This is a genomic window from Blastococcus sp. Marseille-P5729 (assembly GCF_900292035.1).
Lineage (GTDB): Bacteria > Actinomycetota > Actinomycetes > Mycobacteriales > Antricoccaceae > Cumulibacter.
Map to the genome: position 1 here is coordinate 479,168 of NZ_OMPO01000003.1, position 23,576 is coordinate 502,743.

Annotated in this window: 22 protein-coding genes; 12 read left to right on the forward strand and 10 right to left on the reverse strand. The window is 68.5% G+C overall.

Annotation, left to right across the window (positions count from 1 at the left end; translation table 11 throughout):
* Positions 1–5: 5 nt before the first annotated feature.
* The 4 genes from DAA40_RS15110 to DAA40_RS15125 form a co-directional block, all read right to left on the reverse strand.
* The gene (locus tag DAA40_RS15110; protein ID WP_199849823.1) at positions 6–1,646 is read right to left on the reverse strand and encodes an ABC transporter permease; all 1,641 of its coding nucleotides are present in this window, start codon (positions 1,644–1,646) and stop codon (positions 6–8) included.
* A gap of 3 nt (positions 1,647–1,649) precedes the next feature.
* A complete protein-coding gene (locus tag DAA40_RS15115; protein ID WP_106850543.1) occupies positions 1,650–2,456 on the reverse strand; it encodes an ABC transporter ATP-binding protein in 807 nt (268 codons plus the stop codon).
* Positions 2,453–3,487 (reverse strand): ABC transporter substrate-binding protein, encoded by a 1,035-nt coding sequence (locus DAA40_RS15120; RefSeq protein WP_106850544.1) that lies wholly within the window; start codon positions 3,485–3,487, stop codon positions 2,453–2,455. The genes DAA40_RS15115 and DAA40_RS15120 overlap by 4 nt, the downstream gene beginning before the upstream one ends.
* Before the next feature lie 284 nt (positions 3,488–3,771).
* Positions 3,772–5,091, reverse strand: a complete 1,320-nt coding sequence (locus DAA40_RS15125) for a polysaccharide deacetylase (protein ID WP_106850545.1) — start codon at positions 5,089–5,091, stop codon at positions 3,772–3,774.
* A 232-nt stretch (positions 5,092–5,323) separates the two neighbouring features.
* Between DAA40_RS15125 and DAA40_RS15130 the strand changes: the two genes are divergently transcribed.
* The 4 genes from DAA40_RS15130 (at position 5,324) to DAA40_RS15145 (ending at position 8,336) form a co-directional block, all read left to right on the forward strand.
* Positions 5,324–6,295 carry a pirin family protein gene (locus DAA40_RS15130; RefSeq protein WP_199849824.1) on the forward strand — a complete coding sequence of 324 codons (972 nt, stop codon included), beginning with the start codon at positions 5,324–5,326 and terminating at the stop codon, positions 6,293–6,295.
* A 213-nt stretch (positions 6,296–6,508) separates the two neighbouring features.
* Positions 6,509–7,219: a VOC family protein gene (locus DAA40_RS15135; RefSeq protein WP_106850546.1), complete on the forward strand. Its 711-nt coding sequence runs from the start codon at positions 6,509–6,511 to the stop codon at positions 7,217–7,219.
* A gap of 212 nt (positions 7,220–7,431) precedes the next feature.
* Positions 7,432–7,611 (forward strand): hypothetical protein, encoded by a 180-nt coding sequence (locus tag DAA40_RS15140; RefSeq protein ID WP_106850547.1) that lies wholly within the window; start codon positions 7,432–7,434, stop codon positions 7,609–7,611.
* 56 nt (positions 7,612–7,667) lie between these two features.
* Positions 7,668–8,336: an SIMPL domain-containing protein gene (locus tag DAA40_RS15145; RefSeq protein ID WP_106850548.1), complete on the forward strand. Its 669-nt coding sequence runs from the start codon at positions 7,668–7,670 to the stop codon at positions 8,334–8,336.
* A 385-nt stretch (positions 8,337–8,721) separates the two neighbouring features.
* On the opposite strand, the gene DAA40_RS17090 is transcribed toward DAA40_RS15145, so the two are convergent.
* Complete coding sequence (locus DAA40_RS17090) at positions 8,722–9,075, reverse strand: hypothetical protein (protein ID WP_370430655.1); 354 nt, start codon at positions 9,073–9,075, stop codon at positions 8,722–8,724.
* Positions 9,076–9,179: 104 nt separating this feature from the next.
* Between DAA40_RS17090 and DAA40_RS15155 the strand changes: the two genes are divergently transcribed.
* Positions 9,180–9,692 carry an amino-acid N-acetyltransferase gene (locus DAA40_RS15155; RefSeq protein WP_106850550.1) on the forward strand — a complete coding sequence of 171 codons (513 nt, stop codon included), beginning with the start codon at positions 9,180–9,182 and terminating at the stop codon, positions 9,690–9,692.
* A gap of 163 nt (positions 9,693–9,855) precedes the next feature.
* Positions 9,856–11,808, forward strand: a complete 1,953-nt coding sequence (locus DAA40_RS15160) for an HNH endonuclease signature motif containing protein (protein WP_158716469.1) — start codon at positions 9,856–9,858, stop codon at positions 11,806–11,808.
* 95 nt (positions 11,809–11,903) lie between these two features.
* Here the strand turns inward: DAA40_RS15160 and ppk2 are convergent, their stop codons facing one another.
* The 5 genes from ppk2 to DAA40_RS15185 all read right to left on the reverse strand — a co-directional run bounded on the left by ppk2 (position 11,904) and on the right by DAA40_RS15185 (position 15,429).
* Positions 11,904–12,737 carry a polyphosphate kinase 2 gene (gene ppk2, locus DAA40_RS15165; RefSeq protein ID WP_199849825.1) on the reverse strand — a complete coding sequence of 278 codons (834 nt, stop codon included), beginning with the start codon at positions 12,735–12,737 and terminating at the stop codon, positions 11,904–11,906.
* Between the two features lie 124 nt (positions 12,738–12,861).
* Positions 12,862–13,524, reverse strand: a complete 663-nt coding sequence (locus DAA40_RS15170; protein WP_106850552.1) for a slipin family protein — start codon at positions 13,522–13,524, stop codon at positions 12,862–12,864.
* A gap of 422 nt (positions 13,525–13,946) precedes the next feature.
* Positions 13,947–14,375, reverse strand: a complete 429-nt coding sequence (locus DAA40_RS15175) for a DUF3817 domain-containing protein (RefSeq protein ID WP_199849826.1) — start codon at positions 14,373–14,375, stop codon at positions 13,947–13,949.
* Positions 14,376–14,384: 9 nt separating this feature from the next.
* Complete coding sequence (locus tag DAA40_RS15180) at positions 14,385–14,783, reverse strand: hypothetical protein (RefSeq protein ID WP_106850553.1); 399 nt, start codon at positions 14,781–14,783, stop codon at positions 14,385–14,387.
* Positions 14,784–14,859: 76 nt separating this feature from the next.
* A complete protein-coding gene (locus DAA40_RS15185; RefSeq protein ID WP_106850554.1) occupies positions 14,860–15,429 on the reverse strand; it encodes an inorganic diphosphatase in 570 nt (189 codons plus the stop codon).
* A gap of 107 nt (positions 15,430–15,536) precedes the next feature.
* Between DAA40_RS15185 and dacB the strand changes: the two genes are divergently transcribed.
* The 6 genes from dacB to ftsH all read left to right on the forward strand — a co-directional run.
* Positions 15,537–16,967, forward strand: a complete 1,431-nt coding sequence (gene dacB / locus DAA40_RS15190) for a D-alanyl-D-alanine carboxypeptidase/D-alanyl-D-alanine-endopeptidase (protein WP_158716470.1) — start codon at positions 15,537–15,539, stop codon at positions 16,965–16,967.
* A 72-nt stretch (positions 16,968–17,039) separates the two neighbouring features.
* On the forward strand, positions 17,040–18,251 hold the full coding sequence (locus DAA40_RS15195; RefSeq protein ID WP_106850556.1) for a zinc-dependent metalloprotease: 1,212 nt from the start codon (positions 17,040–17,042) through the stop codon (positions 18,249–18,251).
* Between the two features lie 93 nt (positions 18,252–18,344).
* A complete protein-coding gene (tilS, locus tag DAA40_RS15200) occupies positions 18,345–19,295 on the forward strand; it encodes a tRNA lysidine(34) synthetase TilS (RefSeq protein ID WP_234356414.1) in 951 nt (316 codons plus the stop codon).
* Between the two features lie 11 nt (positions 19,296–19,306).
* Entirely contained in the window at positions 19,307–19,846 is a 540-nt protein-coding gene (gene hpt, locus DAA40_RS15205) for a hypoxanthine phosphoribosyltransferase (protein WP_106850558.1), read from the forward strand.
* 621 nt (positions 19,847–20,467) lie between these two features.
* Entirely contained in the window at positions 20,468–20,800 is a 333-nt protein-coding gene (locus DAA40_RS15210; RefSeq protein ID WP_106850617.1) for a GIY-YIG nuclease family protein, read from the forward strand.
* A gap of 528 nt (positions 20,801–21,328) precedes the next feature.
* A partial coding sequence (gene ftsH / locus DAA40_RS15215; protein WP_304529207.1) for an ATP-dependent zinc metalloprotease FtsH occupies positions 21,329–23,576 on the forward strand: 2,248 nt, incomplete at its 3' end.

Below are 23,576 nucleotides of genomic sequence, written 5' to 3' on the forward strand. Positions count from 1 at the left end.
CTGGATCACCAGCGGGACTGCTCGGGGGCGAGGACGGCGAGCACTCGCTTCTCGACGACCTCGACCAGCGCGTACGCCGCCAGCGCAATCAGGGTGACCACCACGACGGTCGACCAGAGCGAGGTGTAGCGGCTCGTCGCGGCGCCCACCGCCATCATGTTGCCCAGGCCGGTGCCGGTCGCCAGCCACTCGGCGACGGTGGCGGCGAGCAGCGCCGTGGGAGCGGCGATCCGGGCTGAGGCGAAGAAGGCCGGCGCCATCGCCGGCAGGCGCCCGAGCAGCAGCACCCGTGAGGCAGGCGTGGCGTACGACGCGAACACGTCACGGACCTGCCCGGGAAGCTGCTCGAGCCCGTAGAGGCAGGAGACAAGGGTCGGGAAGAAGGTCATGATCGCGACCACCACGGCCGTACCGAACGCGCCGCGGCCCAACGCCGAGACCAGCAGCGGAGCGATGGCGATGATCGGCACGCACCGCAGCGCCACTGCCACCGGGGTCAGCGTGCGTCGTACCCGATTCGACAGCGAGAACGCCATCGCGAGCGCCAGTCCCATCAGCAAGCCCGCGAAGTAGCCGGGGATCGCCACCTCGGCGGTCTGTCGCGCCGCAGTGAGGATCTCCTCACGGTGCGTCGCGGCCTCGGGCGCGCTGACCAGCCACTCCCACACGTCCCAGGGCCGCTTGGCGAAGTAGGGGTTCAGCCCGAGGATCTCGAACAACGCGATCCACGCCCCGATGACGGTCGCGGCGGTCACGACGACTCCGCCGATGCCCTCCACCGCGCGTCGCCAGACGGGCTTGCGCGGGTCCGACCCTGGCGGGGTCAGCAGCACCACGGGCTGCTCGGGGGTCAGGCGGCGCGCGATCCACGAGACGATCAGGTAGCCGATCAGCGACACCAGGGAACTGAGCAGCATCAGCGCCCACAGCCCATCGGTGTCGAGGCTACGCAGCGCCAGAATCGACAGCACGCCGAGGCCACGCTCGGCGCCGGTGAACTCGCCGACGAGCGCGCCCAGGAACGCCGCCGGCACCGACGCCTGCAGGCCCGCCATCAGGTACGGCAGCGCGGCGCGGGCCCGCACGGTGACCAGCGTCGTCCACCGGCCGCGGCCATAAGAGGCCGTCAGGTCCAGCCAGGTGCGGGGTACGGCGCGCAGTCCCACCAGCAACGGCACGAGCGTCAGGTAGTAGACGGCGAGCGCGGCCAACGTGATCTGCGGGCCGTCGCCGAACCCGAACACCAGTCGCAGCAGCGGCCCGAGGGCGACCAGCGGAAGGCAGTAGACCACCAGCGCCAGCCGCAGCACCATCCGTTCGAGACCGGGCAGCAGCACGACCACCAAAGCGAGCGCGACCGCGGCCAGATTGCCCAGCAGGTAGCCGATCGCGGCCTCCCGCGTCGTGTACCCGAGTCCCCGGCCGTAGACGTCGGCGTTCTCCACGAGCTTGGCGACGACGCCGGACGGTGTCCCGATCAGGTGCCGGCCCGCGAGGAGGGTACGCCCCAGCAGTTCCCACAGCCCGACCACCAGCGCACCGGCGCCCACTGCGCGCGCGATCGACCTGAGACGGGGCGACGGACGTCGATCGGTGACCGGATCGCTGGTCGCCCCAGTGGCGACTGGCTCGCTCTGCAGGACCACGTGTCAGGCCTTGTCGTCGGCGTACTGGTCCACGCCCAGCAGCGCGCCCAGCTGGTCGACGTACGCGCCGAACTGCTCGCTGTGCAGATGCTCGGCACGCCGCGGCCGGTCGAGCTCGATCGGGATGTCGGCGATGATCGAGCCGGGTCGCGCCGACATCACCAGCACCCGGTCGGCGAGCAGCACCGCTTCGGAGATCGAGTGGGTCACCAACAGCGTGGTCGTGCTGGTGCCCGACCACAGCGGCGGAAGCTCGATGTTCAGCCGCCTACGGGTCAGCTCGTCCACCGCGCCGAACGGCTCGTCCAGCAGCAGCAGCCGGGGGCGGGTGATCAGGCAGCGCGCGATCGCGGCGCGCTGGCGCATCCCACCCGACAACTGCGCGGGCCGCGACTTCTCGAAACCCGCGAGGCCGATGGTCCGCAGCAGGTCGGTGATCCGGTCGTGGTCCACCGGCTGGCCGGCCAGCTTCTGAGCGAGTGCGATATTGCTGGCCGTCGTCCGCCAGGGCAGCAGCGAGGCGTCCTGAAAGGCGATCGCCAGTTCGCCGCGGCGGCGTACGGCGAGTGGGTCGTCGTCGCCGATGCGGACCGAGCCCGCGTCGTCCGGCTGCTCCAGTCCGGCGATGATCCGCAGGAGTGTGGACTTGCCGCAGCCGGACGGACCGACGAGCGCGGTGACCGATCCGGCGTCCAACGTCAGGTCGATCGGGTCCAGCACCGCGAGCGGACCCGACCGGGTGCGGAAGGTCTTGGCGACCTGCGCGCAGACCACCTCGGGTGCGGTCTGCGACTCGCTCGCGACGGTCACGCCGTCGGCCCGTCCTGGTACACCTCTTCGAGGACCGAGCGATCCCACAGATCTTCGGTCGCGTCGTCCAGCCCGAGCAGCTTGAACAGCTCGAGGTTCTCCTTGACCTGCTCGTCGGTGAACCAGCCGAATCCGTTCTGTTCGGTCACGTCCGAGTACATGATGTCGAGCTGGACCTCGGCCTGCTTCTGCTGAGTGGGCAGATCAAGACCGGCGTCCGGGTACGCCTCCACGGTGAGCTCGGCGGCGGCCTGCGGATCCTCCTTGTAGAGCTGCCAGCCCTGCGCATCGCCGCGCAGCAGACCGACGATCTGCTTGCGCGTGGCGTCGTCCTCGAGGCTGGAGCGCAGCACGGTGTACGTCTGGCTCATCGGGTTGTAGCCGAAGTCGGCCAGCAGCATCGAATGATGCGCGATGCCCTGGACGGCGAGCGCGACCGGCAGGTCGTTGTAGAAGCAGTAGAGGCCGTCGACCTGGCCGGCCGTCAGGACAGCGGGGTCGTACTGGCTGGGCACGAACTCGACGTCCTCCTCGCTCATGTCGTTCATCGTGAGGAAGGCCTCGAGGCCCGGCGTGTCGGTGCCGGCCACGCCGATCTTCTTGCCGACGAGGTCCTGCGGCTGAGTCAGTGGAGCGTCGCCGAGCGACAGGATCGTCACCGGGCTCTTCTGGTACTGCGCCCCGATGATCACCAGGTCGGCGCCCTCGGCATTGGAGCGGGCGACGCCGTCGGTTACCGAAATGTTCATCAGCGCCGAGCCGCTCACCGTGTTCGCATCACCCGCGACGTTCGGTCCGCCGGCGGCCAACTTGACGTCGAGGCCCTGCTCCTTGAACAGGCCGCGATCGACCGCGAGATAGGTGCCACCGAACTGGACGGTATGGGTCCAGGAGAGCTGGTAGACGACCTCGCCCGAACCGGAGCCCGAGCCGCCGGACGACGAGTCGCCGCCGCATCCAACGAGCCCGCCGAGCGTGGCGAGTCCGAGCCCGCCGAGCATGGTGCGGCGAGAGAAGACGGGCTGAACCATGGGACCTCCGAAAGGTAGTCTGCACCGATCCGGTCCTGTCTGGCTCAGGACGATACCTCACACCCTATGCCGTGGCTGGCCGCGACAGGTGATAGCACGCTGTCGATGAGCGCCGCAGGCGCGTAGAGACGACGCAGGCTAGGGATATCAGCGGGCCACCGTCCGCTTTCCCAGCGCGCCGGTTCACCACATCGTGCGGAAACGAGCGTCCTGCGACGTCTCCGTCCGCTACGCGGTCGTCGACGAGCGGATGCTCCCGTCAGCGATGTCCGGCTGTGCGAGGCTCAGCCTCCGGCAGTGGGGCCGCCGACCGACGGCACCGGCACCGGCCGCTTGGGGTCGATCGTCGAGGCCACGTCGAAGAACGCCGGGATCGGGCTCTTCTTGCCGTCGAGCACCCGCTGCATCGACAGGCCGTCGATGTTGATGCGTGCCTGACGGAAGTAGTTGGGCCCGTTCTGCACCCAGTACGGCGACGTCCCGTCGACATTGAAGAAGTACTGGAAGCCTTCCTGGTCGTGCAGGAAGGCGAACTTCGGATTGCCACTGGTGTACGGCGGCACGCCTGAGATGTCCGCGCCGTAGGGATAGATCAGGTAGGGCGTGTCACCGAGGATCGTGCGCACCTCGGCGTCCCACTTCTTCGAGTCCTCGGTGATCCATCCGGCCCCGGCGTTGGTCATGTTGATGTGCCCCCAGCTGTGGGAGGCGAACCGCCAGCCGTTGGCCTTGATCGCGTCGGCCACCACCTTGGCATCCTGCTGGGCTTTCGCGGTCTCCGGCGTCTGGCCGTACGACTCGACGCTGCTGCGGTAGCCCAGAACGCCGTTGTAGCCGGTGATGCCGAGCATTCCCTTGTCGCCCTGGTAGGAGAAGTCGGGATGCTGGCGGACGAACTCGTCAACGACGGGGACGACGTCGTACGCGCCTTCGGTGGTCTTCCCGGAAGCGTCGGTGTAGGTGTTCACCACCGTCCCGTCGTCCTTGACGGCAAGGTTCGTGGCGAAGCCCTTTCCGTCCATGTACTCGTAGTAGTTGACGTCATCGATACTGAGCACGAATGGCTTCTTGCCCGGCGGGAGCATGATCGGCAGCGGAGTCATGGTGCCGTCGGGACCAGGCGCGGCGATGTGCTCGGGGTGGATCAGCACCCAGCCGTTGTCGTAGATCTGCTGCAGCTGCTTGGTGAACTCGTCGAGCGTGACCATGTACTGGCTGAAGCCCACGCCCTGGCTGTCGTCGGTGAACGCGCGATCGGCGTCCACGATCAGCGAGTGATAGAAGATGTGCGGGATGGTCGTGTTGTCCGGCCACTGCACTGCCTTGGACTTCGCCTCCTGCACCTTCGCGAGCTCGGCCTTCGCCTCCTCGCTGTCCGATCCCGACAGCGTCTGGATCGCGGCGTCGTAGGCGTACTGGGCGGCTTGGACCTTCGCCTGCTCGATCAGCTGCTTGTCGGCGTTCGCCTCGGACGTGGCGGCCGCCTCCGAGCTCTGGGCGGCCTCATCCCCACCACCGGTGCAGGCAACGACGAGCGCGAAGATAGCGGTCAGCGCCGCGACGAGCATCAGCGGCCGTCGGCGCTCCTGAGTGATGGTGAACATCAGCGGTCTCCCTCGGGAAGTGCCAGGTCAACAGCAGGGGGCATCCGCGGTCCGACGCTACACCCGACGCCGCCGGTTTCAGTCCAGGCAGACCGTAGCGACCGACGCTCATTAGGTAACGATCGTCTTCCTCGTCGCCCGTCCGGATGCTCGCGTGCCTGCGTCTGCGCGATTCCGCGTCTGCGCGTACGCTCGCCAGCGCCCCCAGCCCCCACCCTGAGAGGCCCTGTCGATGTCGAACACCGAGTCCTCCGTAGAGCTCGATCTCTACCCGGTCGAGACGGTCCCCGACGTGCTCGTCCTCGAGCCGCGCGACGTACCGCTGGGCGGCCCTCGCGCCATGAACGTCCGCCGAACCCTGCCGCACAAGAACCGCTCCTTCGTCGGAGCCTGGTGCTTCCTCGATCACTACGGGCCGGACGACGTCGCGGCGACCGGCGGCATGGACGTCCCGCCGCATCCGCACACTGGCCTGCAGACAGTCAGCTGGCTGTTCGAGGGCGAGATCGAGCACAACGACTCCGGCGGCGTGCACGCGATTGTCCGGCCGGGCGAGATGAACCTGATGACCGGCGGCCGGGGGATTGCCCACTCGGAGGTGTCGACCCGCGAGACCTCGGTACTGCACGGGGTTCAGCTGTGGGTCGTGCTGCCGACGGCCGACCGCGATGCCGCGCGTGAGTTCCAGCATTACGAGACCCCGATCGTAAAGCTCGCGGACGGCGTCCGGGCCCGGGTGTTCATCGGAGAGCTGGCCGGCGAGTCGTCTCCGGTGAAGACCTTCACGCCGCTGCTGGGCGCCGAGCTGCACCTGGACGCCGGTGCGCGCTGGGAGGTACCGGTCGACGCCTCCTTCGAGCATGCGGTCCTGGTCGACCAGGGCTCGGTCCGGCTGAACAGCACCACCCTCGCCGCGTCGCACCTCGGCATCGTCGACTCCGGCCTGGAGCGCCTCGAGCTGGTCGCCGACGAGCCGGCCCGGTTGATCCTGCTCGGCGGGACGCCGTACACCGAGGAGGTCGTGATGTGGTGGAACTTCATCGCGCCGACCCATGAGGAGATCGAGCAGGCGCGTGAGGAGTGGCAGGAGCGCTCGGATCGTTTCGGCCACGTCGAGGGATACGAGGGGAAGCCGCAGTGGCTGCCCGCGCCGAACATGCCGAATGCGCGCCTGCGCCCCCGCGGCCGCACCCGCAAGCGCTGAACACCCGCGACTATGACCCACGGCGGCTCGACGGCGGACAGCCGGGGCGCTACTTCTTGGGGAGCAGGATGGTCTGGGTCTGGGGGTCTTTCCGACTAGTTTCTCTCCGCAGCGCAGCTCGGTCTCGACCACGATGGTCGTGGGCCTGCTGGCAACCGGTGAGAGTGTGTCCGGAGGTTCAGACACCGCGCAGATTGGGCTACGGTCGCACTCATGAGGATGCGACTACGACAGGTGGCCCTGGTCGCCGCCGACCTGGAGCCCGTCGAAGCCGAGATCACGGAGAAGCTGGGTCTCGAGCTGTGCTTTCGCGACCCGGGAGTCGGCGAGTTCGGACTGCACAACGCGCTGTTCCCGGTGGGGGACAAGTTTCTCGAGGTGGTCTCTCCGAACGAGGAGGGGACGACGGCCGGGCGGCTGCTCGACAAGCGCAACGGGGATGGCGGCTACATGGTGATCCTGCAGGTTGATGACCTCGCGGACTTCAGCGACCGGTTCGGCGAGCACGAGGTGCGCATCGTCTACACAGCGGAGGGCCCTGGGATCACCGGCATCCACCTCCATCCCCGTGACATCGGGGGCGCGATCCTGTCGGTTGACTCCACCGATGACTGGCAGGACTGGGGCTGGGCCGGCCCCGACTGGCGCGACAAGGTGAGTACGGAACTCGTCGCCGATCTCCTGGGGGTGACAATCCAGGCAGCAGACCCAGAGAGCATGGCCCGCCGGTGGGCGACGGTTCTCGACCGCGCGCTGGTCGAGGACACAGACGGCCACCGCGTCGAGCTGGACGAGGGCGTCATCCGCTTCGTCGCGGACGCCGACGGCCGCGGTGACGGGCTCACCGCGATCGATCTGCGGGCTGCCGATGGCCAGGCGCGCACGGAGGTCATCTGCGGCACGACCGTCAATCTCGTTCCTTGACCGTGACGTTGGATTCCCGCTGTGGCGGGGACCTCGTTAGCCCGGTCACTGTGATCTGCTGCGTTGTCAGCCCGGATCCAACTCGCGAGTAACAACGCAGGGTGACAATGGTTGGCGTGCTTCGAGCACCCATTCAGGTAGTCGTCGACACCCACGGTGTCAATCAGGCTCGACGCGCCGCGTCAATCACCCATCGACATGGAGTAACCCTCATGGACCCCGCCACTCTGCTCGGTTCTCGGCTCACGCAGCTGGGACGCGCGAGCGACATCGAGCGCATCGAGCGAACGCAGGGAGCCCCCGTCGCCCGCCGCCGCGCGATGGAGGCACTGTTCACCCGCCAGCATCACGCCGGCCGCATCCAGCCCCGCCGGGAGCATGTCACGATCTAGGACAGCGGCGCGAGATCATCTACTCGGTCGCTGATGCGATCGAAAGGACGATTCCCATGAGCCAGCACCCGATCGTCTCGGTGCGGGGCGAGGCCGAGATCATGGTCCCGCCGGAGACCGCTGTGGTCACCGTGTCGGTGCTCGCGCGCGAACGCACCCGCGAGAGAACCGAATCCCGGTTGGTCGAGCTCAGCGCCGCCATCGGGGAGGTCCTCGCCCGCCAAGAATCGGCACTGCGACGACATTCAGCCTCGAGTGTCAGCGTCTACCCTGTGCTGCGCAACCGAAAGTCCGACAAGGCCGACGCCTACCAGGGTCGGCGCACCTGGACGGTCGAGGTCCAGAGCTTCGCAGTTCTACCGGAGCTTCTCGGCGCGCTCGCCGTCAGCGAAACCGTCACGATCAACGGCCCCACCTGGCGTGTGGAGGCCGGATCGCCGGTATATCAGCGGGCGCGGGCCGCTGCGGTGAAGGATGCCGTCCAGCGCGCCCGGTCATATGCGGCTGCCTTCGGCGCTCAGCTCGACCAGCTCGTCGAGGTGGCCGACGTCGGGATGAGTACCGATGGCGCACCGGTCAGGTTCGCCGCACCAGCCCCGGTAGCCCGCCCGATGGCCGGCGCTGCACCGATCGAGCAGATCGATCTTGAGCCGGTCGAGCAGCGTGTGTTCGGCCGTATCGAGGCGCGGTTCACGATGACCCCGCCCGATCTCAACGCCGCATGAATGCCGGACGGTGAGGCGGGCATCGCGGGTCGAGACCCAAGGCTCGGATGCGGTCTGGATCAGCCGGCGCATCGCCACCGCCGTCTGCAGCTCGTCGCCGGTGAGGGCGGTGGCCCAGTGTTGCTCGCGCTGGTTGTGCTTGCGCATCACCGTCTTCGGGGGCGCCGTCCGCCGCCAGCCCGTTGAAGACCGCGTCGACGGGATGCTGATGCCGTCGAGTCGAGCTGCCATACCGCGACGGTAGGTAATGACGCTCGCGCTCGTCTTGAAGAATCCGGCCAGCCTCGTCGATCAAATGCTGGCGGGGAGTACCCGACGCGGCGTGCAACGAGACGCACTGACCGGTGTCCTCGTCGATGACGTAGCGCTCGGACTCCGGCCGCCCCTACTGGTGCCGTAGGTCGTGGCGAAGGCGGGGGTGCCTTCCTCGATGCTGTCGGCGAAGTCTGCCCGGTCGCGAAGCAGTCGGCGTCCGCCGAACATGAAGAAGGGGACCACCAGTAGCAAGAGATTCACGATGAACGCGATCCCGAACAGCAGTATCGGCGGGAGTGTGATGTCGGAGCTGTGCGCGGTGCCAGGGGATCAGCACGGCCCGGTCGCCGACCCTGTCGAGAGCGTTCTCGACCAGCTTGTCGATTGTGCCGTTGACCTGTGCCATGCCGAAGAAGTAGGTGACGCCCACGAGCAGGATGAGGATTCCGACCGGAAACCCGGCCAGGATGTCATCGAGCGACATGTCCGCGAGCCACAGTCCGATGGCGGATGCGGCGGCGAATGAGGCGACACCGAGATGGTGGCCTACCGGTTATCGGGGAGCGGCCATCGGACATGATGGGACCCATGAGCAGCGAGGCATCTGTGGTCAGCATTCGCCGGGCGCGCACCAGCGACGTCCGACGAATTCGCGAGATCGTCACGCCCTACGTCGACGACCGGATCCTGATTGCGAAGGAGAACGTGGCCTACTACGAGGGCCTCCCTGAGTTCCGGATCGCGGAGATCGATGGCGTGATCGCCGGTGTAGGGGCATTGCACGTCATGTGGGAAGACCTTGCCGAGGTCCGCACCCTCGCGGTCGATCCGATCTTTCGCGGGCACGGGGTCGGGCACAAGCTGCTCAAGCAGTTGATCGCGGACGGTCAGGAGATCGGTGTCCGCCGTATCTTCTGCCTCACCTTCGAGACGGCCTTCTTCGAGCAGCATGGGTTCGTGGAGATCGAGGGGACACCGGTCACGCCGGATGTATACGTGGAACTGCTGCACTCGCACGACGACGGTGTTGCCGAGTTTCTCGATCTCGCCCGCGTCAAGCCCAATACCCTGGGCAACTCCCGAATGCTTCTTACCCTCTGACCGGGCGCATCGCTTCGTTTGACGCCACCGGTCGCACCTGACACCGGGGTCCCGCTGTCCGACGACGGAGCTGGCTCACGTCTCAGAACTCGCCGAAAACCTGCAGCGCATCCCTTGCTTTCAAATTCGAACAGATGTACGATATAATTGCCGTGGTGAGGGGGTGAGTGCAGTGGACGACCAGCACAAGAACGACGGACTGACCACCGCCCCCTTCCCGACGATCGTCACGTCTCCGGCGGACGTCGCGTCGCCTCCGCTCAGCACGGGTGACCGGAGCGAGGCGCGTGAGGATCGGGCGATGCCGAGCGGCGCGGAGACGCCGGACGGTGCGTGTGGAGCCGCGGCAGACCTAAGCACCCCGGTGGACGCCGCCCCACCGGCGGACGCCACCGCTCCGACGGACGCCTCGGCGGAGCCGGACTGGGCGGTTCAGGCTGCGGCGTCGCCGGGTGATGCGGAGCGGTTGTGGCTAGCGAGTGATTCCGCTCGGGAGCTCGACCGCAGTCTGGATGAGGCGTTCGCGCATCTGCAGCGCGGCTATGAGCTGTTGCTGGGGATCGGGGAAGAGGGCGAGCTGGGCGCGTTGGGCCCGGACCGCCTGATCACGATGGCGCAGCGTCTGGAGGCGCACCGGACCCGGCTGATCATGGTCGACTCCTACGTGATCGAAGCCGCGACCGAGGACCGCCTACAGGATCACGTGTGCGCCTCCTCGATCCCTCTGGCCCTCTGCCAGGTGCTGCACATCAGCAGCGCCGAGGCGAACGCGCGCGCCAAACGCGCGCAGCAGTTGTTGCCGCAGAACGGGTTCAGCAGCGGCACCACCCCACCCACGCTGCCGCTGCTCGCGGACGCGGTCCGTGACGGTGCGGGGGTGTCGAGCGGTCAGGTGGATGTGATCTGCAAGGCCATGGCGCGAGTGGCGCAGAACCCCGAGGTGGATCACCAGCAGCGCGAGCTCGCCGAGCGGCTGCTGGTCCACCAGGCCGCCGGGCTCACGCATAAGGAGCTGGAGACCGCGGCGGAGAAGGTCGAGGAGGTCATCAACCCCGACGGCACCCTGCCCAGCGACGAAGTCGCCACGGCGCGGCGAGGGGTGATGATCGGGCCCGAAGGCCGCGACGGCACCCACAAGATCTCCGGCGCCCTGACCCGCGAGGGCAAGGCCCTGTTCGATGCCGCGATCGGGCCGTTCACCGCACCCCACCCCGCCGACGCCAACGGCCCGGATGACCGCACCGCCGCCCAGCGCACCCACGACGGCCTACAAGACGCCTGCCAACGCCTCCTGGAGCTTGCCGGAGCGCCGGCGTCCGGCGGGACCGCTGCCACGGTGCACATCACCATCGACCTCGACCGGCTCATCGAAGCCATCGCGCGGCTACGCGACGACCCCTCCGGCCGCACGACCGCGCAGCAGGCCGCCGGCCGCATCGCCGGCGGCGGGCAGCTCACCATCAACGAGATCCTGCGCCTGGCCCGGGACGCGACCCTGATCCCGGTATGGATCAGCAACATCCACGGGATCGTGGCCTACGGCCGCGACCGCCGCACCGCATCGCCGGCCCAGACCCACGCCCTGATCGCCCGCGACGGCGGGTGCAGCTTCCCCGGCTGCCAAGCCCCACCCGACTGGTGCCAGCGCCACCACGTGATCGCGTGGTGGTCCGGCGGACACACCGACCTGGACAACCTCACCCTGGTGTGCGGGTATCACCACCGCGAATTCGAACGCCGCGGCTGGGCCGTGGACATCATCAACGGCATCCCCGTCTGGACCCCACCGGCGTGGCTCGACCCCGAGCAGAAACCGCAGATCAACGCCCGGATCAAGATCCCCTGCCACACCGAGATCACCCACCTCGCCGACAGTGTGAGGCAAGCTCAACGCGACCGTGCCGAGCGACAACGAGCCCTCGGCGGAGGCAGAGATCCCGGCGACCCCGCAGACCCGCTCGGGCTGCTCGGCGGGCTGCTCGATCCCGGCGAGGACATCGACGAGTTCATCCAGCTCATCGCCGCACACATCCCCACCGAACAACGCGACGCCTTCTACCGCGACGCCGCCGACCTCATCACCACCCACCTCCCCGCAGCCAGCACCCGCAGCTGAGCGAAGTCGAGGTGACGGCTGCAGGTGGCCGGGTGGACCACCCGTGCGGGCCGCCGACATCGACGCGTCCCGATCGGCGGGGCCGGCTGGGTTGGTTACTTGCCGGCGGCGGACTCGATTTCAGCGGCGTAATCGGGGACGGTGCGCTGCAGTTCGCGCGCGGGGCGCTCATAACCCTTCGACTTCGGGCGCTTCGGCAGCTTCAGCGGCGGACGCTGGATCTCTTCGTAGGGGACCTGGGTGAGCAGATGGGCGATCATGTTGATCCGCGCACGACGCTTGTCCTCAGCCTCGACGATGTTCCACGGCGCCTCGGGAATATCGGTGTGCACCAGCATCGCGTCCTTGGCCCGGGAGTACTCCTCAAACCGGTCCAGGGACTCGATGTCGGTGGGGGAGAGCTTCCAGCGGCGCATGGGATCTGTCAGCCGAGACTCGAAACGCTTGTACTGCTCCTTCTCGCTCACCGAGAACCAGTACTTGTGCAGCATGATGCCATCCTCGACGAGCATCCGCTCGAAGATCGGGCACTGATGCAGAAAGCGCTGGTACTCCGACGACGTGCAGTAACCCATCACATGCTCGACGCCGGCGCGGTTGTACCAGCTGCGGTCGAACAGGACGATCTCGCCGGCGGCTGGCAGCTCAGCGACATATCGCTGGAAGTACCACTGGGTCTTCTGCCGCTCGGTCGGTGTCGGCAGCGCGGCAATCCGGGTCAGGCGGGGGTTGAGGTACTCGGCCACCCGCTTGATCGTGCCGCCCTTGCCCGCAGCGTCCCGACCCTCGAAGAGAACGACGACGCGCGCCCCAGTGGTCTTCACCCATTCCTGCATGTCAACCAGCTTGGCCTGCAGGCGTAGGAGCTCGGTCTCGTAGAGCTCCCTGTCCATGCGCTTCTTCTTGCCATTGCCATTCTCACCCGTCATTCCTCTGACGTTACGCGTTCGTTGGTTCCGCTGGCGCAGCGAGGTTCCGACCGGAGCCGCGCGGTGGGACAGTCAGCTGGCTGCGCGGCTGGCGAATCGTTCGACCCGCCAGCCGCGCAGCGCACTACTTCTCGTCGTCCTTGCGATCCAGATGCAGCACGAGCTGAGCTCCGTAACCGGCCGCCTGGACCAGGCGCAGACGCTCAAGGGCCGGGCTGTCATCCAGCAGCCGTGCACCGTTGGCCAGCGATCGCAGCGCCGCAGTCTCAGCCCGAGCCTCCTCGAGCCGCGCGGCCCCACGCTGCTTGGCCGATGCGACCTCCAACGCGGCCTCGCGCAGCGCGCCCGGCACGATGACGTCGCGGACGACGACCGCAGCGATCGCTCCGATCGCCTCCGCCGCCGGGGCAACCGAAGCGCTCAACGACGCCGAGTCGACTGCCGACCGGCCGATGACCTGCTCCAGGCTGACCGGTGCGACCGCCTCGCGGACGGCGATCTGCGTCGCGAGATAGAGCATTGCCTCCGGATCGGCCGCATACTCGAGAAAACGCTGCGGATCGCGCACCGACCACTGCACGGACGCCGACACCTTCACAGGCACTCCGTCGGCCGTGGGCACCTCCTGCGGCGCCACGGTCAGCAGTCGCTCACGCAGATCGACCAGTCGCACTCGATCGCGCGGCTGCTTGCGGTGCGCGCCGCTTCCGAGGACCGCCTGCAGGCGACCCTTCCGGTACACGACTGCGCTGTGGCGAGCCGGCACGTTGACCTTCAGTAGACCCATGACGATCCTCCTTCGTCGTTGTCGTTGTCGTTGTCGTTGTCGTTGTCGTTGTCGTGGGCATGTGGGGGACGACGCCGCCGTACGGCACGCACGACGAGCGGGGCCGGTCCGGCCAGCCGGCCGGCCGCAGGGCTCGTCGGGCGCGAGCGCCGTACGACGACGCCGGTTTCGGGAGTCGAACCCGATCGGCAGCTAACTGCCTTCACCAGGAGATGCGTTCCAAAGACGCATGCTGACCTCGACCGACATCACAGGACCGGGACGGGCGACAGCCCGCGGCTGCTAGATCGCTTGTGGACAGCCGAAACAGGTTCGCACCCGCGATGTCAGAACTGCAACTGAATATTCGATGCGCCGAAATGCCCGTGGGGTTGTGCCCGAACTCGGACACAACCCCACGGGCTGACTTCTGAACCGCTCGGCTACCAGCCGGACTCGTTGCTGGTGACCTTCTTGTGGACGACGTGCTCGGTCCAGAACGACACGAGCGGAATGGTGCCGCCAAGGACGACGAGCAGGGTCTGCACGATGGGCCACCGCCGCTTGAGCGCGAGCATCGCCGTGCACGCGATGTAGATCATGTAGAGCCAGCCGTGCGCGATGCCGATGATGGTGACCCACGTGCCGTTGTCGGCGAGGTACTTCAGCGGCATGGCGACGAGGAACAGCAGCGCCAGCGGCACGCCGACGATCCACGCGGAGATCCGGTAGTTGCGCAACGCGGTGCGGGTGCCGGCCTCCGGGTCGGAACGCTTGGCGCGCAGCGCCTCGCGCCTCGCGGCGAGCTTGTCATCGGGCTTCGTGCCGCGGGCGGCTGCGTCGTCAGCGAGCTTGTCGTTCACGTTCGTCACGTGTGGTTCCTAGGTGTTGGCTGCCTGCTCGTTAAGGCGGCGCAGGTAGTCGTTGTATGCATCGAGCTCGGGGTCGGCGACGTCCGGGTACTCGTCGTAGTGCGGGGTGGCGGTCAGCGCCTTGGGGCGGATGTCGTGGATGACCCGACCCGGATCGGGCTCGTCGTGCAGCAGCGGCGGCTGGTCCGAGCCGGGCGGGTGGTAAGCCAGCCAGATCGACTTGCCCCAGCCCCACAACCCCATCGCGGCGAACATCGGCCACTGGATGGCGTACAGCCAGTTCTGCCAGTCGCCGCCGGCCGCCTGAGCCTTGCCCCACTGCCAGCTGAACGCGAGCATGCACAGCCCGAACGCCACCACCACGAACAGGTGCCAGGCGATCCAACCGGGAGTGAGAATGCGGCGCACCCGTCCAGGGTACGCCGCACCCCGGGCGGCAGTCTCGGCGCCGAGATTCCGCAGGGAGACGCCGCGACGTCCGCGATTAGCGCTCGTTGTCGCTGATCTGCTTCTCGTGATCGCCGTCCGGCCCGAGGTCCATCTCCTCCACCGCCGGACGCAGCGGCGTCTCGGACGCGGCGTTGAACGCGTCGACGGACTCCGCGATCACCCGCACGGCCTCATCGCGCCCGACCCAATCAGAGCCCTCGACCATCTTGCCGGGCTCGAGGTCCTTGTAGTGCTCGAAGAAGTGCTGAATGGTGTCGAGCTCGGCCTGCGGGACGTCCGCGAGATCCTGGATGTGGTCCCAGCGCGGATCCCCGGCGGGCACACACAGCACCTTGTCATCACCGCCGGCCTCGTCGCGCATCTTGTACATCGCGACCGGGCGGGCCCGAAGGTGGCAGCCGGGGAACAGCGGCTCGGGCAGCAGCACCAGGGCGTCGAGCGGGTCGCCGTCGTCAGCGAGCGTGTCGACGAAGAACCCGTAGTCGGTCGGGTAGCCCATCGACGTGTAGAGGTACCGGTCGAGGGCGACGCGACCGGTCTCGTGGTCGACCTCGTACTTGTTGCGCGAGCCCTTGGGGATCTCGATGAGGACCTCGTACTCCACTGTGATTCATCTCCTGGCTGGCCGGCGGCACCCGGCGCTCGCCGGAGGGCAGCCCGATGGCCCGTAGTCTGGTTGCTGCTTCAGTGACCGACCAGTGCAGGACGACGATGGCCGAGACAGACCCGCGCGGGCCGATCCGCGGCTGGGCGCCGGTGCGTGCGCTGGGTAGCGCGGGCGCCGTACTGCTGGCCGCCGTGGTCGGCGTCGGAGGTGTCGTCGGTATCGCTGCTCTTGCCGGACCCACCAATTCTGACAGCGCGGCGGACGGCGGCGGAAGCCAGGCCACGCCCACCGTGTCGCTGCCCGCCAACCCCGCCCCACCGGAGGTGCTCGCCGGTCTCGACGCGAATGCCCCAACGCCTACCGCAGCGGGGATCCAGCAGGCGTTGGCGGTCCCCATGAGCGACCCGGTGCTGGGGACTCTGGCCGCGCAGGTGATCGACCCGGGCAGCGGCATCACCCTGCTCGAGCAGGGCGCCCAGACCGCCATGCAGCCGGGTTCGACGATGAAGCTCTACACGGCGGCGGCTGCCGCGAGCGTGCTCGAGCCGGGCATGCGCATCACCACGTCCGTGGTTCGCGGGACGAACCCGACCGAGATCACGATCGTCGCGGGCGGTGACCCGACGCTGAGCAGCCAGCCCACCTCGACGTACAACCCCGGCGCCGCGACCATCGCCCAGCTCGCCGAGCAGCTCACGGCCGCGGGCGTCACGCAGGTGACGAAGGTGACCGTGGACAACTCGGTGTTCGAGGGGCCCGCGACGGCGGAGGGCTGGGGCAGTGGTGACGCGCCGTCGACCTACGCCGCCCCGATCTACCCGGTGATGGTGGACGGCGGACGAACCGACCCGGCGGACGACCGTTCGATGCGGCACGGCGACCCGGACCTGGAGACGGCTCGTCAGCTCGCGGCCGCGCTCGGCAGCCCGGGCGCGGTGGTCGAGCGGGGCGTCGCCGACCCGACGGCGACACAGGTCGCCAGCGTCCAGTCGGCGCCCATCGAGCAGCTGATCGAGCAGATGATCGTGCACTCGGACAACGTGCTCGCCGAGTGCATCGGCCGCCTCGTCGCCCGTGAGCTCGGGCAGCCGGCCACCTTTCAAGGTGCGGTCGCCGCCGTCACCTCGACGATGACCCAGCTGGGCGTCGACCTCACCGGTTTCGCCGGGTACGACGCCAGTGGCCTGTCGCAGCTGAACACGACGAGCGCCGGGTCGATCGGCTCACTGATGTCGATCGTGTCCTCCGGCCAGCACCCGACGTTGGACGTCGTGGACTCTGCGCTCGCCGTGGCCGGTTACAGCGGCACCCTGTCCACTCGATACGAAGCGGGCTCGGCGACCGAAGGCGCCGGGCGGGTGCGTGGCAAGACCGGCACCCTGACGGGCGTCTCCTCGCTGGCCGGTACCGTGCTGACCAGCGACGGCCGGATCCTGGTCTTCTCCTTCATCTCCAATGGCGGGGGCGATACCACCGCGGTGCGTGCGGCCCTCGACGAGATCGCCGCCACGCTGGCCGCCTGCGGCTGTCGCTGACCGGTTCCTCGACGGGCCGGTCGTTCACCGCGGCACGGCCCGTTGGCGTCCGCCGCGGGTAACGTGACGCTCATGAGTGCAGAGGTCTTCATCGACTGGGGTGTCGCGGCCCGCTCGGCCAAGCAGCTCGTCAACCCCGGCCCGCGCGTGTCCCTCGATGAGGCGCGCGCCGCCGTCCGCGAGCTCGAGGACGCCGCGGCCCGGGCGGACGCCTATGTCAGCGAGGTCACCGGTATCGCCCATCCGGTGTACGACGCACCGACGGTCGTGGTCGACCGGGCGAGCTGGATCGACCTGAATGCCGAGTCGCTGGACGGGTTGATGGCCCCCCTGGTTCGCAAGCTCACCGCCAAGGCGAAGACCTCGGGGGTGGGACGCGCGATCGGGAGCCGGGTCACGGGCGCCGAGGCTGGCGTGCTGCTGTCGTTCATGGCCAGCCGGGTGCTCGGGCAGTACGACGTCTTCGGCCGTGAGGGAGGCAGGTTGCTGCTGGTCGCGCCGAACGTGATCGACGCCGAGCAGAAGATGGACGTGGACCCTCGCGACTTCCGCTTGTGGGTGTGCATCCACGAGGTCACGCACCGGCTGCAGTTCACCGCGAACCCGTGGCTGGAGGGTTACATGCGGGGGCTGATCGAGGAGTTCGTGGAGGTCTCCAACCTCGATCCGGACTCGGTCCGTGACCAGCTCAAGGAGCTCGCCAGCAACATCAAGGCGCGCCGGCTGTCCGACGATGATGACGACGCCCCGCGCGGTCTCCTGGCCCTGGCCGGATCCCCCGAGCAGCGGGACGTCCTCGACCGGATGACCGCGGCGATGAGCCTCTTGGAGGGGCACGCCGAGTACGTCATGGACGAGGTCGGGTCCGACGTCATCCCGACCGTCGCGTCGATTCGCAGGAAGTTCACCGCCCGCCGCAAGGGGCGCTCGCCGCTGGACCGCTTCTTCCGCAAGCTGCTCGGGCTCGAGGCCAAGATGAAGCAGTACGCCGAGGGCCGGCACTTCGTCGACGGCGTGGTCCGGGAGGTCGGGATGGCCGGTTTCAACCGGGTGTGGACCTCGCCGGAGACCCTTCCAACACGCGCCGAGCTCGGTGACCCAGCGGCGTGGATCAGCCGGGTGCGCCCGCACGGGCGCATCGATGCAGCCACCGACGTGACCGACGAGAACGGCAACACCACGCGGCACTTCACGGTGCCACGCAACCGTGACCACGTGCCGATGGGCGAGCAGACGACCGGCGAGGCCGAGATCATCGTCGAACGGCGCATCGAGGACAGGTAGGTGCCCCCCGCTCCCCCCGATTCTGGAACGTACCGCTCGCGGAGCGAGCGTTACGTTCCAAGATCGGGGAGACCGACGGCGGCGGTGGCGGCCGTGCGGGTCGCCGTACGGCGCTGGCTGGCGGCGCATCCGCAACCCGACGAGCTGACCGTCGCCGTGAGCGGCGGCGCGGACTCGCTTGCGCTGTGCAGCGCGGCGCTGCTCGAGGCGCGCGGCCGGATCGCCGTCCACGCCGTCACGGTCGACCACCAGCTGCAGGAGGGCTCCGCGCAACGCGCCGAGGCCGTAAGCCTGTGGGCAGTAGACGCCGGGTGTGCGTCCGCGCAGGTCGTGACCGTCGACGTCGGTACCCGCGGCGGGCCGGAGGCAGCGGCTCGCGACGCGCGCTACTCGGCTCTACGGCAGGTAGGTCGCGGCGACGTCCTGCTGGGCCACACGCTCGACGACCAGGCGGAGTCGGTGCTGCTCGGTCTAGGCCGCGGCTCGGGACGCCGATCGCTGCAGGGCATGGCGCCGTACGACGCTCCCTGGGGACGTCCGCTGCTGGGCACGAGGCGCGCGCAGACCCGGCAGTACTGCGCCGACCTCCAGCTGCCCGTGTGGGACGACCCTCACAACGACGACCCGCGCTTCACCCGCGTGCGACTGCGCAGGCAGGCGCTGCCGCTGCTCGAGGAGATCCTGGGCGGGGGAGTCGCGGAGGCTCTGGCCCGCACCGCCGGACAGCTGCGGGAGGACGACCCGCGGGCGGACGTGGCCGCGATCCTTGAGCTGGTCGGCGCCGTCCAGCTCGACGCCAAGACGCTGGCCCGGTTCACCGAGGGAACGCGCCGCGCGGTGATCAAGCAGTGGCTCGACGACCGACTGGGTGGGCCCTGCACCTCCGCACATGTCGTCGCCGTCGACGGGCTCGTCGCCCGGTACCGCGGCCAGGGCCCGGTGTACCTCCCGGGCGGTAGCCGCGTGATTCGCGAGCGTGGCAGGATCAGTCATGCGCCCGCCGACTCCAGTGGCCGGGCGGCACCCCGCACCAGACCGACGTGAGGACACCCGCGGTGTACGACGCCGAGATCGAGAAGACTGTGATCTCCGAGGAGGAGATCGTGGCGAAGACTGCTGAGCTCGCCGAACAGGTCGCCAAGGACTACGCCGGCAAGGAGGTCCTGCTCGTGGGTGTGCTCAAGGGCGCGGTGATGTTCATGAGCGACTTCGCGCGGGCGGTTCCACTCCCGGTCGAGCTGGAGTTCATGGCCGTGTCGTCGTACGGCTCCTCGACGTCGTCGTCCGGCATCGTCCGGATCCTCAAGGACCTCGACAAGGACATCACCGGCAAGCACGTACTCGTCGTCGAGGACATCATCGACTCGGGCCTGACCCTCTCGTGGCTGCTGAAGAACCTCGGTGCCCGCAATCCCGCCTCGATAGAGGTCGTCGCGCTGCTGCGCAAGCCCGAGGCGATCAAGGTGCCGGTCGAGGTGAAGTACGTCGGGTTCGACATCCCCAACGAGTTCGTGGTGGGCTACGGCCTGGACTACGCCGAGCGCTACCGTGATATGCCCTACATCGGCATTCTCAAGCCCGAGGTCTACAGCTAACCAGCCCCCTCCGCGAGCCCCCACAGTCGTCGAGCGAGCCCACGGTCGGGCGAGCGCCCCCACGGTCGTCGAGCGAGCGAGGAACGAGCGACGCCGAGACGTGGCGAGTGGGTGGTGTCCCTTCGCGGTCGTCGAGCGCCCCCCACGGTCGGACGAGCGCCCCCACGGTCGTCGAGCGAGCGAGGAACGAGCGACGCCGAGACGCGGCGAGTGGGTGGTGTCCCTTCGCGGTCGTCGAGCGCCCCCCACGGTCGGACGAGCGCCCCCACGGTCGTCGAGCGAGCGAGGAACGAGCGACGCCGAGACGTGGCGAGTGGGTGGTGTCCCTTCGCGGTCGCCGAGCGCCCCCACGGTCGGACGAGCGCCCCCACGGTCGTCGAGCGAGCGAGGAACGAGCGACGCCGAGACGTGGCGAGTGGGTGGTGTCCCTTCGCGGTCGTCGAGCGCCCCGACGGTCGGACGAGCGCCCCCACGGTCGTCGAGCGAGCGAGGAACGAGCGACGCCGAGACGCCACGAGGCGCTGTCAACTCGCCAGCGCCCGCCTGTGGATGACCGAAAGCGGAGTCCTCAGGGCCGCAGTACCGATGGTGATTACGCCGAGCGAGAGCCAGAGTGCGCCCATGCCAGCGATGTACATCTTGAAATGCTCAGACGGCAGTTACTACGTGGGTAGCACCTGGAACCTCGAGGGCCGGCTGTGGGAACACCAGAACGGCCAGGGGGCGAAGTACACGCGGCGGCGCTTGCCGGTCGAGCTTGTCTACAGCGAGGAGACGGACTCCATCGCGGTCGCGTTTGCCCGCGAGAAGCAGGTGCAAGGCTGGAGCCGGGCCAAACGGGAGGCGCTCATCCGCGGCGACCTCGACGCGATCCGGCGGCTGGCCCGCGAGTCGAGAGGCGATCGATCGAGAGCGAGTGGGGACGCCGGTAGGACGCCCGGCAGTACGACGTAGGTCGAGTGCTGGCTCGCGGCGTCTCGGCGTCGCTCGTTCCTCGCTCGCTCGACGACCGTTGGGAGGGTTCGACGACCGTGGGGAGGACACCACCGACTCGCCGCGTCTCGGCGTCGCTCGTTCCTCGCTCGCTCGACGACCGTGCGTCGCTCGCTCGACGACCGTTGGGAGGGTTCGACGACCGTGGGGAGGGTCGCTCGACGACCGTGGGGAGGGTTCGACGTCCGTTGAAACCGGCACGGGTCGAAGAGTGCCGGGTCGTGGCGGGGTGCGGCGTCCGGCGCCGCGGTGGGGAACACGGCGCCGCGGTGGGGAACACGGCGCCGCGGTGGGAACACGGCGTCGCGGCGGGGAACACGGCGTCGCGGCGCCGAACACGGCGTCGCGGTGGGGAACACGGCGGTTGTTACGTGCGTTGCCATTTAGGTATGCCGACCGCAGTACCATTGTAAAGTTTGAACTTCGGGCACTTTGCCTCTCCTCGGGGCGTGCGCGGCACTAGTTACCCAGTACACAGGAGGCACGGGCTTGCCCTCGCCAGCGCCCCAGCGCATGAAGAACAACAAAGTCGTGAAGTCGCCGTGGTTCTTCATGGCGCTCGCCGCGGTCTTTGCCATCCTCCTGTCGACGGTCTTCCGCGGCGGTAGCGAGTACACCGAGGTCAAGACGTCGGTCGCGCTCGGCCAGATTGAGGAGGGCAACGCCGAGACGGTCACCGTCAAGGACAAGGAGCAGATCCTCGAGATCACCCTCAAGGACGCGATCGATCCGACCGGTGACGGCGCCGAAGAGGTCACCAAGATCCAGACGCAGTACCCGGCCGGTGCCTCGGGGCAGATCTTCGACACGGTCAAGGCCGCCCAGGGAACCTCGCCGGACGCCGATGAGGACACCGGTTTCGACACCACCGTCACGCAGGAGTCGGTGCTGTTCACGCTGCTCATCTCGATGCTGCCGTTCATCATCCTGCTGGGCCTGCTGTTCTTCCTGATGAACTCGATGCAAGGCGGCGGCCGCGGCGTCATGCAGTTCGCCAAGTCCAAGGCCAAGCTGGTGTCCAAGGACATGCCAAAGACCACCTTCGCGGACGTCGCCGGTGCCGATGAGGCGATCGAGGAGCTCGGCGAGATCAAGGACTTCCTGCAGAGCCCGGCTCGCTTCCAGGCCATCGGGGCGAAGATCCCGAAGGGCGTCCTGCTGTTCGGCCCGCCCGGAACCGGCAAGACGCTGCTCGCTCGGGCCGTCGCCGGCGAGGCCGGCGTCCCCTTCTACTCGATCTCCGGTTCGGACTTCGTGGAGATGTTCGTCGGCGTGGGCGCCTCTCGTGTGCGCGACCTGTTCGAGCAGGCCAAGCAGAACGCCCCGGCGATCATCTTCATCGACGAGATCGATGCCGTCGGCCGGCACCGCGGCGCCGGCATGGGCGGCGGTCACGACGAGCGGGAGCAGACCCTCAACCAGATGCTGGTCGAGATGGACGGCTTCGACGTCCAGGGCGGGGTCATCCTGATCGCCGCTACCAACCGGCCCGACATCCTCGACCCGGCCCTGTTGCGCCCCGGCCGCTTCGACCGCCAGATCGCCGTCGACCGTCCCGACCTTGAGGGCCGCAAGGCGATCCTGCGGGTGCATGCCAAGGGCAAGCCGATCGCGCCGGGTGTCGACCTCGACACCATCGCCCGCCGTACGCCGGGGTTCACCGGCGCCGACCTCGCGAACGTCGTCAATGAGGCCGCCTTGCTCACTGCCCGCACGGGCGGCACGTCGATCACGAACGATTCGCTGGAAGAGGCAATCGATCGCGTGATTGCCGGCCCGGAGCGCCGTACTCGCGCGATGAGCGACCGCGAGAAGAAGATGACCGCCTACCACGAGGGCGGTCACGCGCTGGTCGCACAGGCGCTGCCGCACAGCGCTCCTGTGCACAAGGTGACGATCCTGCCGCGTGGCCGCTCGCTGGGCCACACGCTGATCCTCCCGACCGAGGACAAGTACAGCCAGAGCCGTTCGGAGATGGTCGACTCGCTGGCCTACATGCTCGGTGGCCGCGCCGCGGAGGAGATGGTCTACCACGACCCGACCTCCGGGGCATCGAACGATATCGAGAAGGCCACGCAGGTCGCCCGCGCGATGGTGACCGAGTACGGCATGAGCGACAAGCTCGGTGCCGTGAAGTACGGCACCAGCGAGTCCGAGCCCTTCCTCGGCCGCGACATGGGCCACCAGCGTGACTACTCCGACGAGGTCGCGGCGCTGATCGACAGCGAGGTCCGCGAGTTGATCGAGACGGCGCACGACGAGGCGTGGGAGATCCTCACCGAGCATCGCGCCGAGCTCGACCAGATCGTGCTTGAGCTGATGGAGAAGGAGACCCTCAGCGCCGATGACATGAACCGCATCTGTGCCGATGTGCCCAAGCGCAGCCCGATGGCCCCGTTCACCGGGTCCGGACGCCGGCGCAACGGCACCAACCTGCCCCCGGTGATGACTCCGAAGGAGCTCGCCGAGGCCAAACAAGAGGGCATCGTCGAGCCCGACGTGCACCCGCCGACCGCGACCGACCGCCGTGACCCAGAGCCGGCGCCGTCCGGCCCAGTCACCGGCTCGACCCCTCCGGTCACCGGATCGACCTCGCCGGTCACCGGCGCGCCCACCAGCACTGCGCCGGACGGCGAGCAATGGCGCCCGTCATCGGGCCGCCATGCTGCGCCGGACGACGACGCCAGCGACCACACCATCCAGATGCCGCCGGTGCCGCCGGCACCGCCGACTGACG

Coding starts and splice junctions, on each gene's coding strand:
- DAA40_RS15135 (WP_106850546.1), top strand. CDS start 6,509: ATGAGGATGCGACTACGACAGGTGGCCCTGGTCGCCGCCGACCTGGAG.
- DAA40_RS15155 (WP_106850550.1), top strand. CDS start 9,180: ATGAGCAGCGAGGCATCTGTGGTCAGCATTCGCCGGGCGCGCACCAGC.
- ppk2 (WP_199849825.1), bottom strand. CDS start 12,737: ATGACGGGTGAGAATGGCAATGGCAAGAAGAAGCGCATGGACAGGGAG.
- dacB (WP_158716470.1), top strand. CDS start 15,537: ATGGCCGAGACAGACCCGCGCGGGCCGATCCGCGGCTGGGCGCCGGTG.
- DAA40_RS15130 (WP_199849824.1), top strand. CDS start 5,324: ATGTCGAACACCGAGTCCTCCGTAGAGCTCGATCTCTACCCGGTCGAG.
- DAA40_RS15195 (WP_106850556.1), top strand. CDS start 17,040: ATGAGTGCAGAGGTCTTCATCGACTGGGGTGTCGCGGCCCGCTCGGCC.
- DAA40_RS17090 (WP_370430655.1), bottom strand. CDS start 9,075: ATGTCGCTCGATGACATCCTGGCCGGGTTTCCGGTCGGAATCCTCATC.
- DAA40_RS15125 (WP_106850545.1), bottom strand. CDS start 5,091: ATGTTCACCATCACTCAGGAGCGCCGACGGCCGCTGATGCTCGTCGCG.
- DAA40_RS15210 (WP_106850617.1), top strand. CDS start 20,468: ATGCCAGCGATGTACATCTTGAAATGCTCAGACGGCAGTTACTACGTG.
- DAA40_RS15140 (WP_106850547.1), top strand. CDS start 7,432: ATGGACCCCGCCACTCTGCTCGGTTCTCGGCTCACGCAGCTGGGACGC.
- DAA40_RS15170 (WP_106850552.1), bottom strand. CDS start 13,524: ATGGGTCTACTGAAGGTCAACGTGCCGGCTCGCCACAGCGCAGTCGTG.
- DAA40_RS15145 (WP_106850548.1), top strand. CDS start 7,668: ATGAGCCAGCACCCGATCGTCTCGGTGCGGGGCGAGGCCGAGATCATG.
- DAA40_RS15120 (WP_106850544.1), bottom strand. CDS start 3,487: ATGGTTCAGCCCGTCTTCTCTCGCCGCACCATGCTCGGCGGGCTCGGA.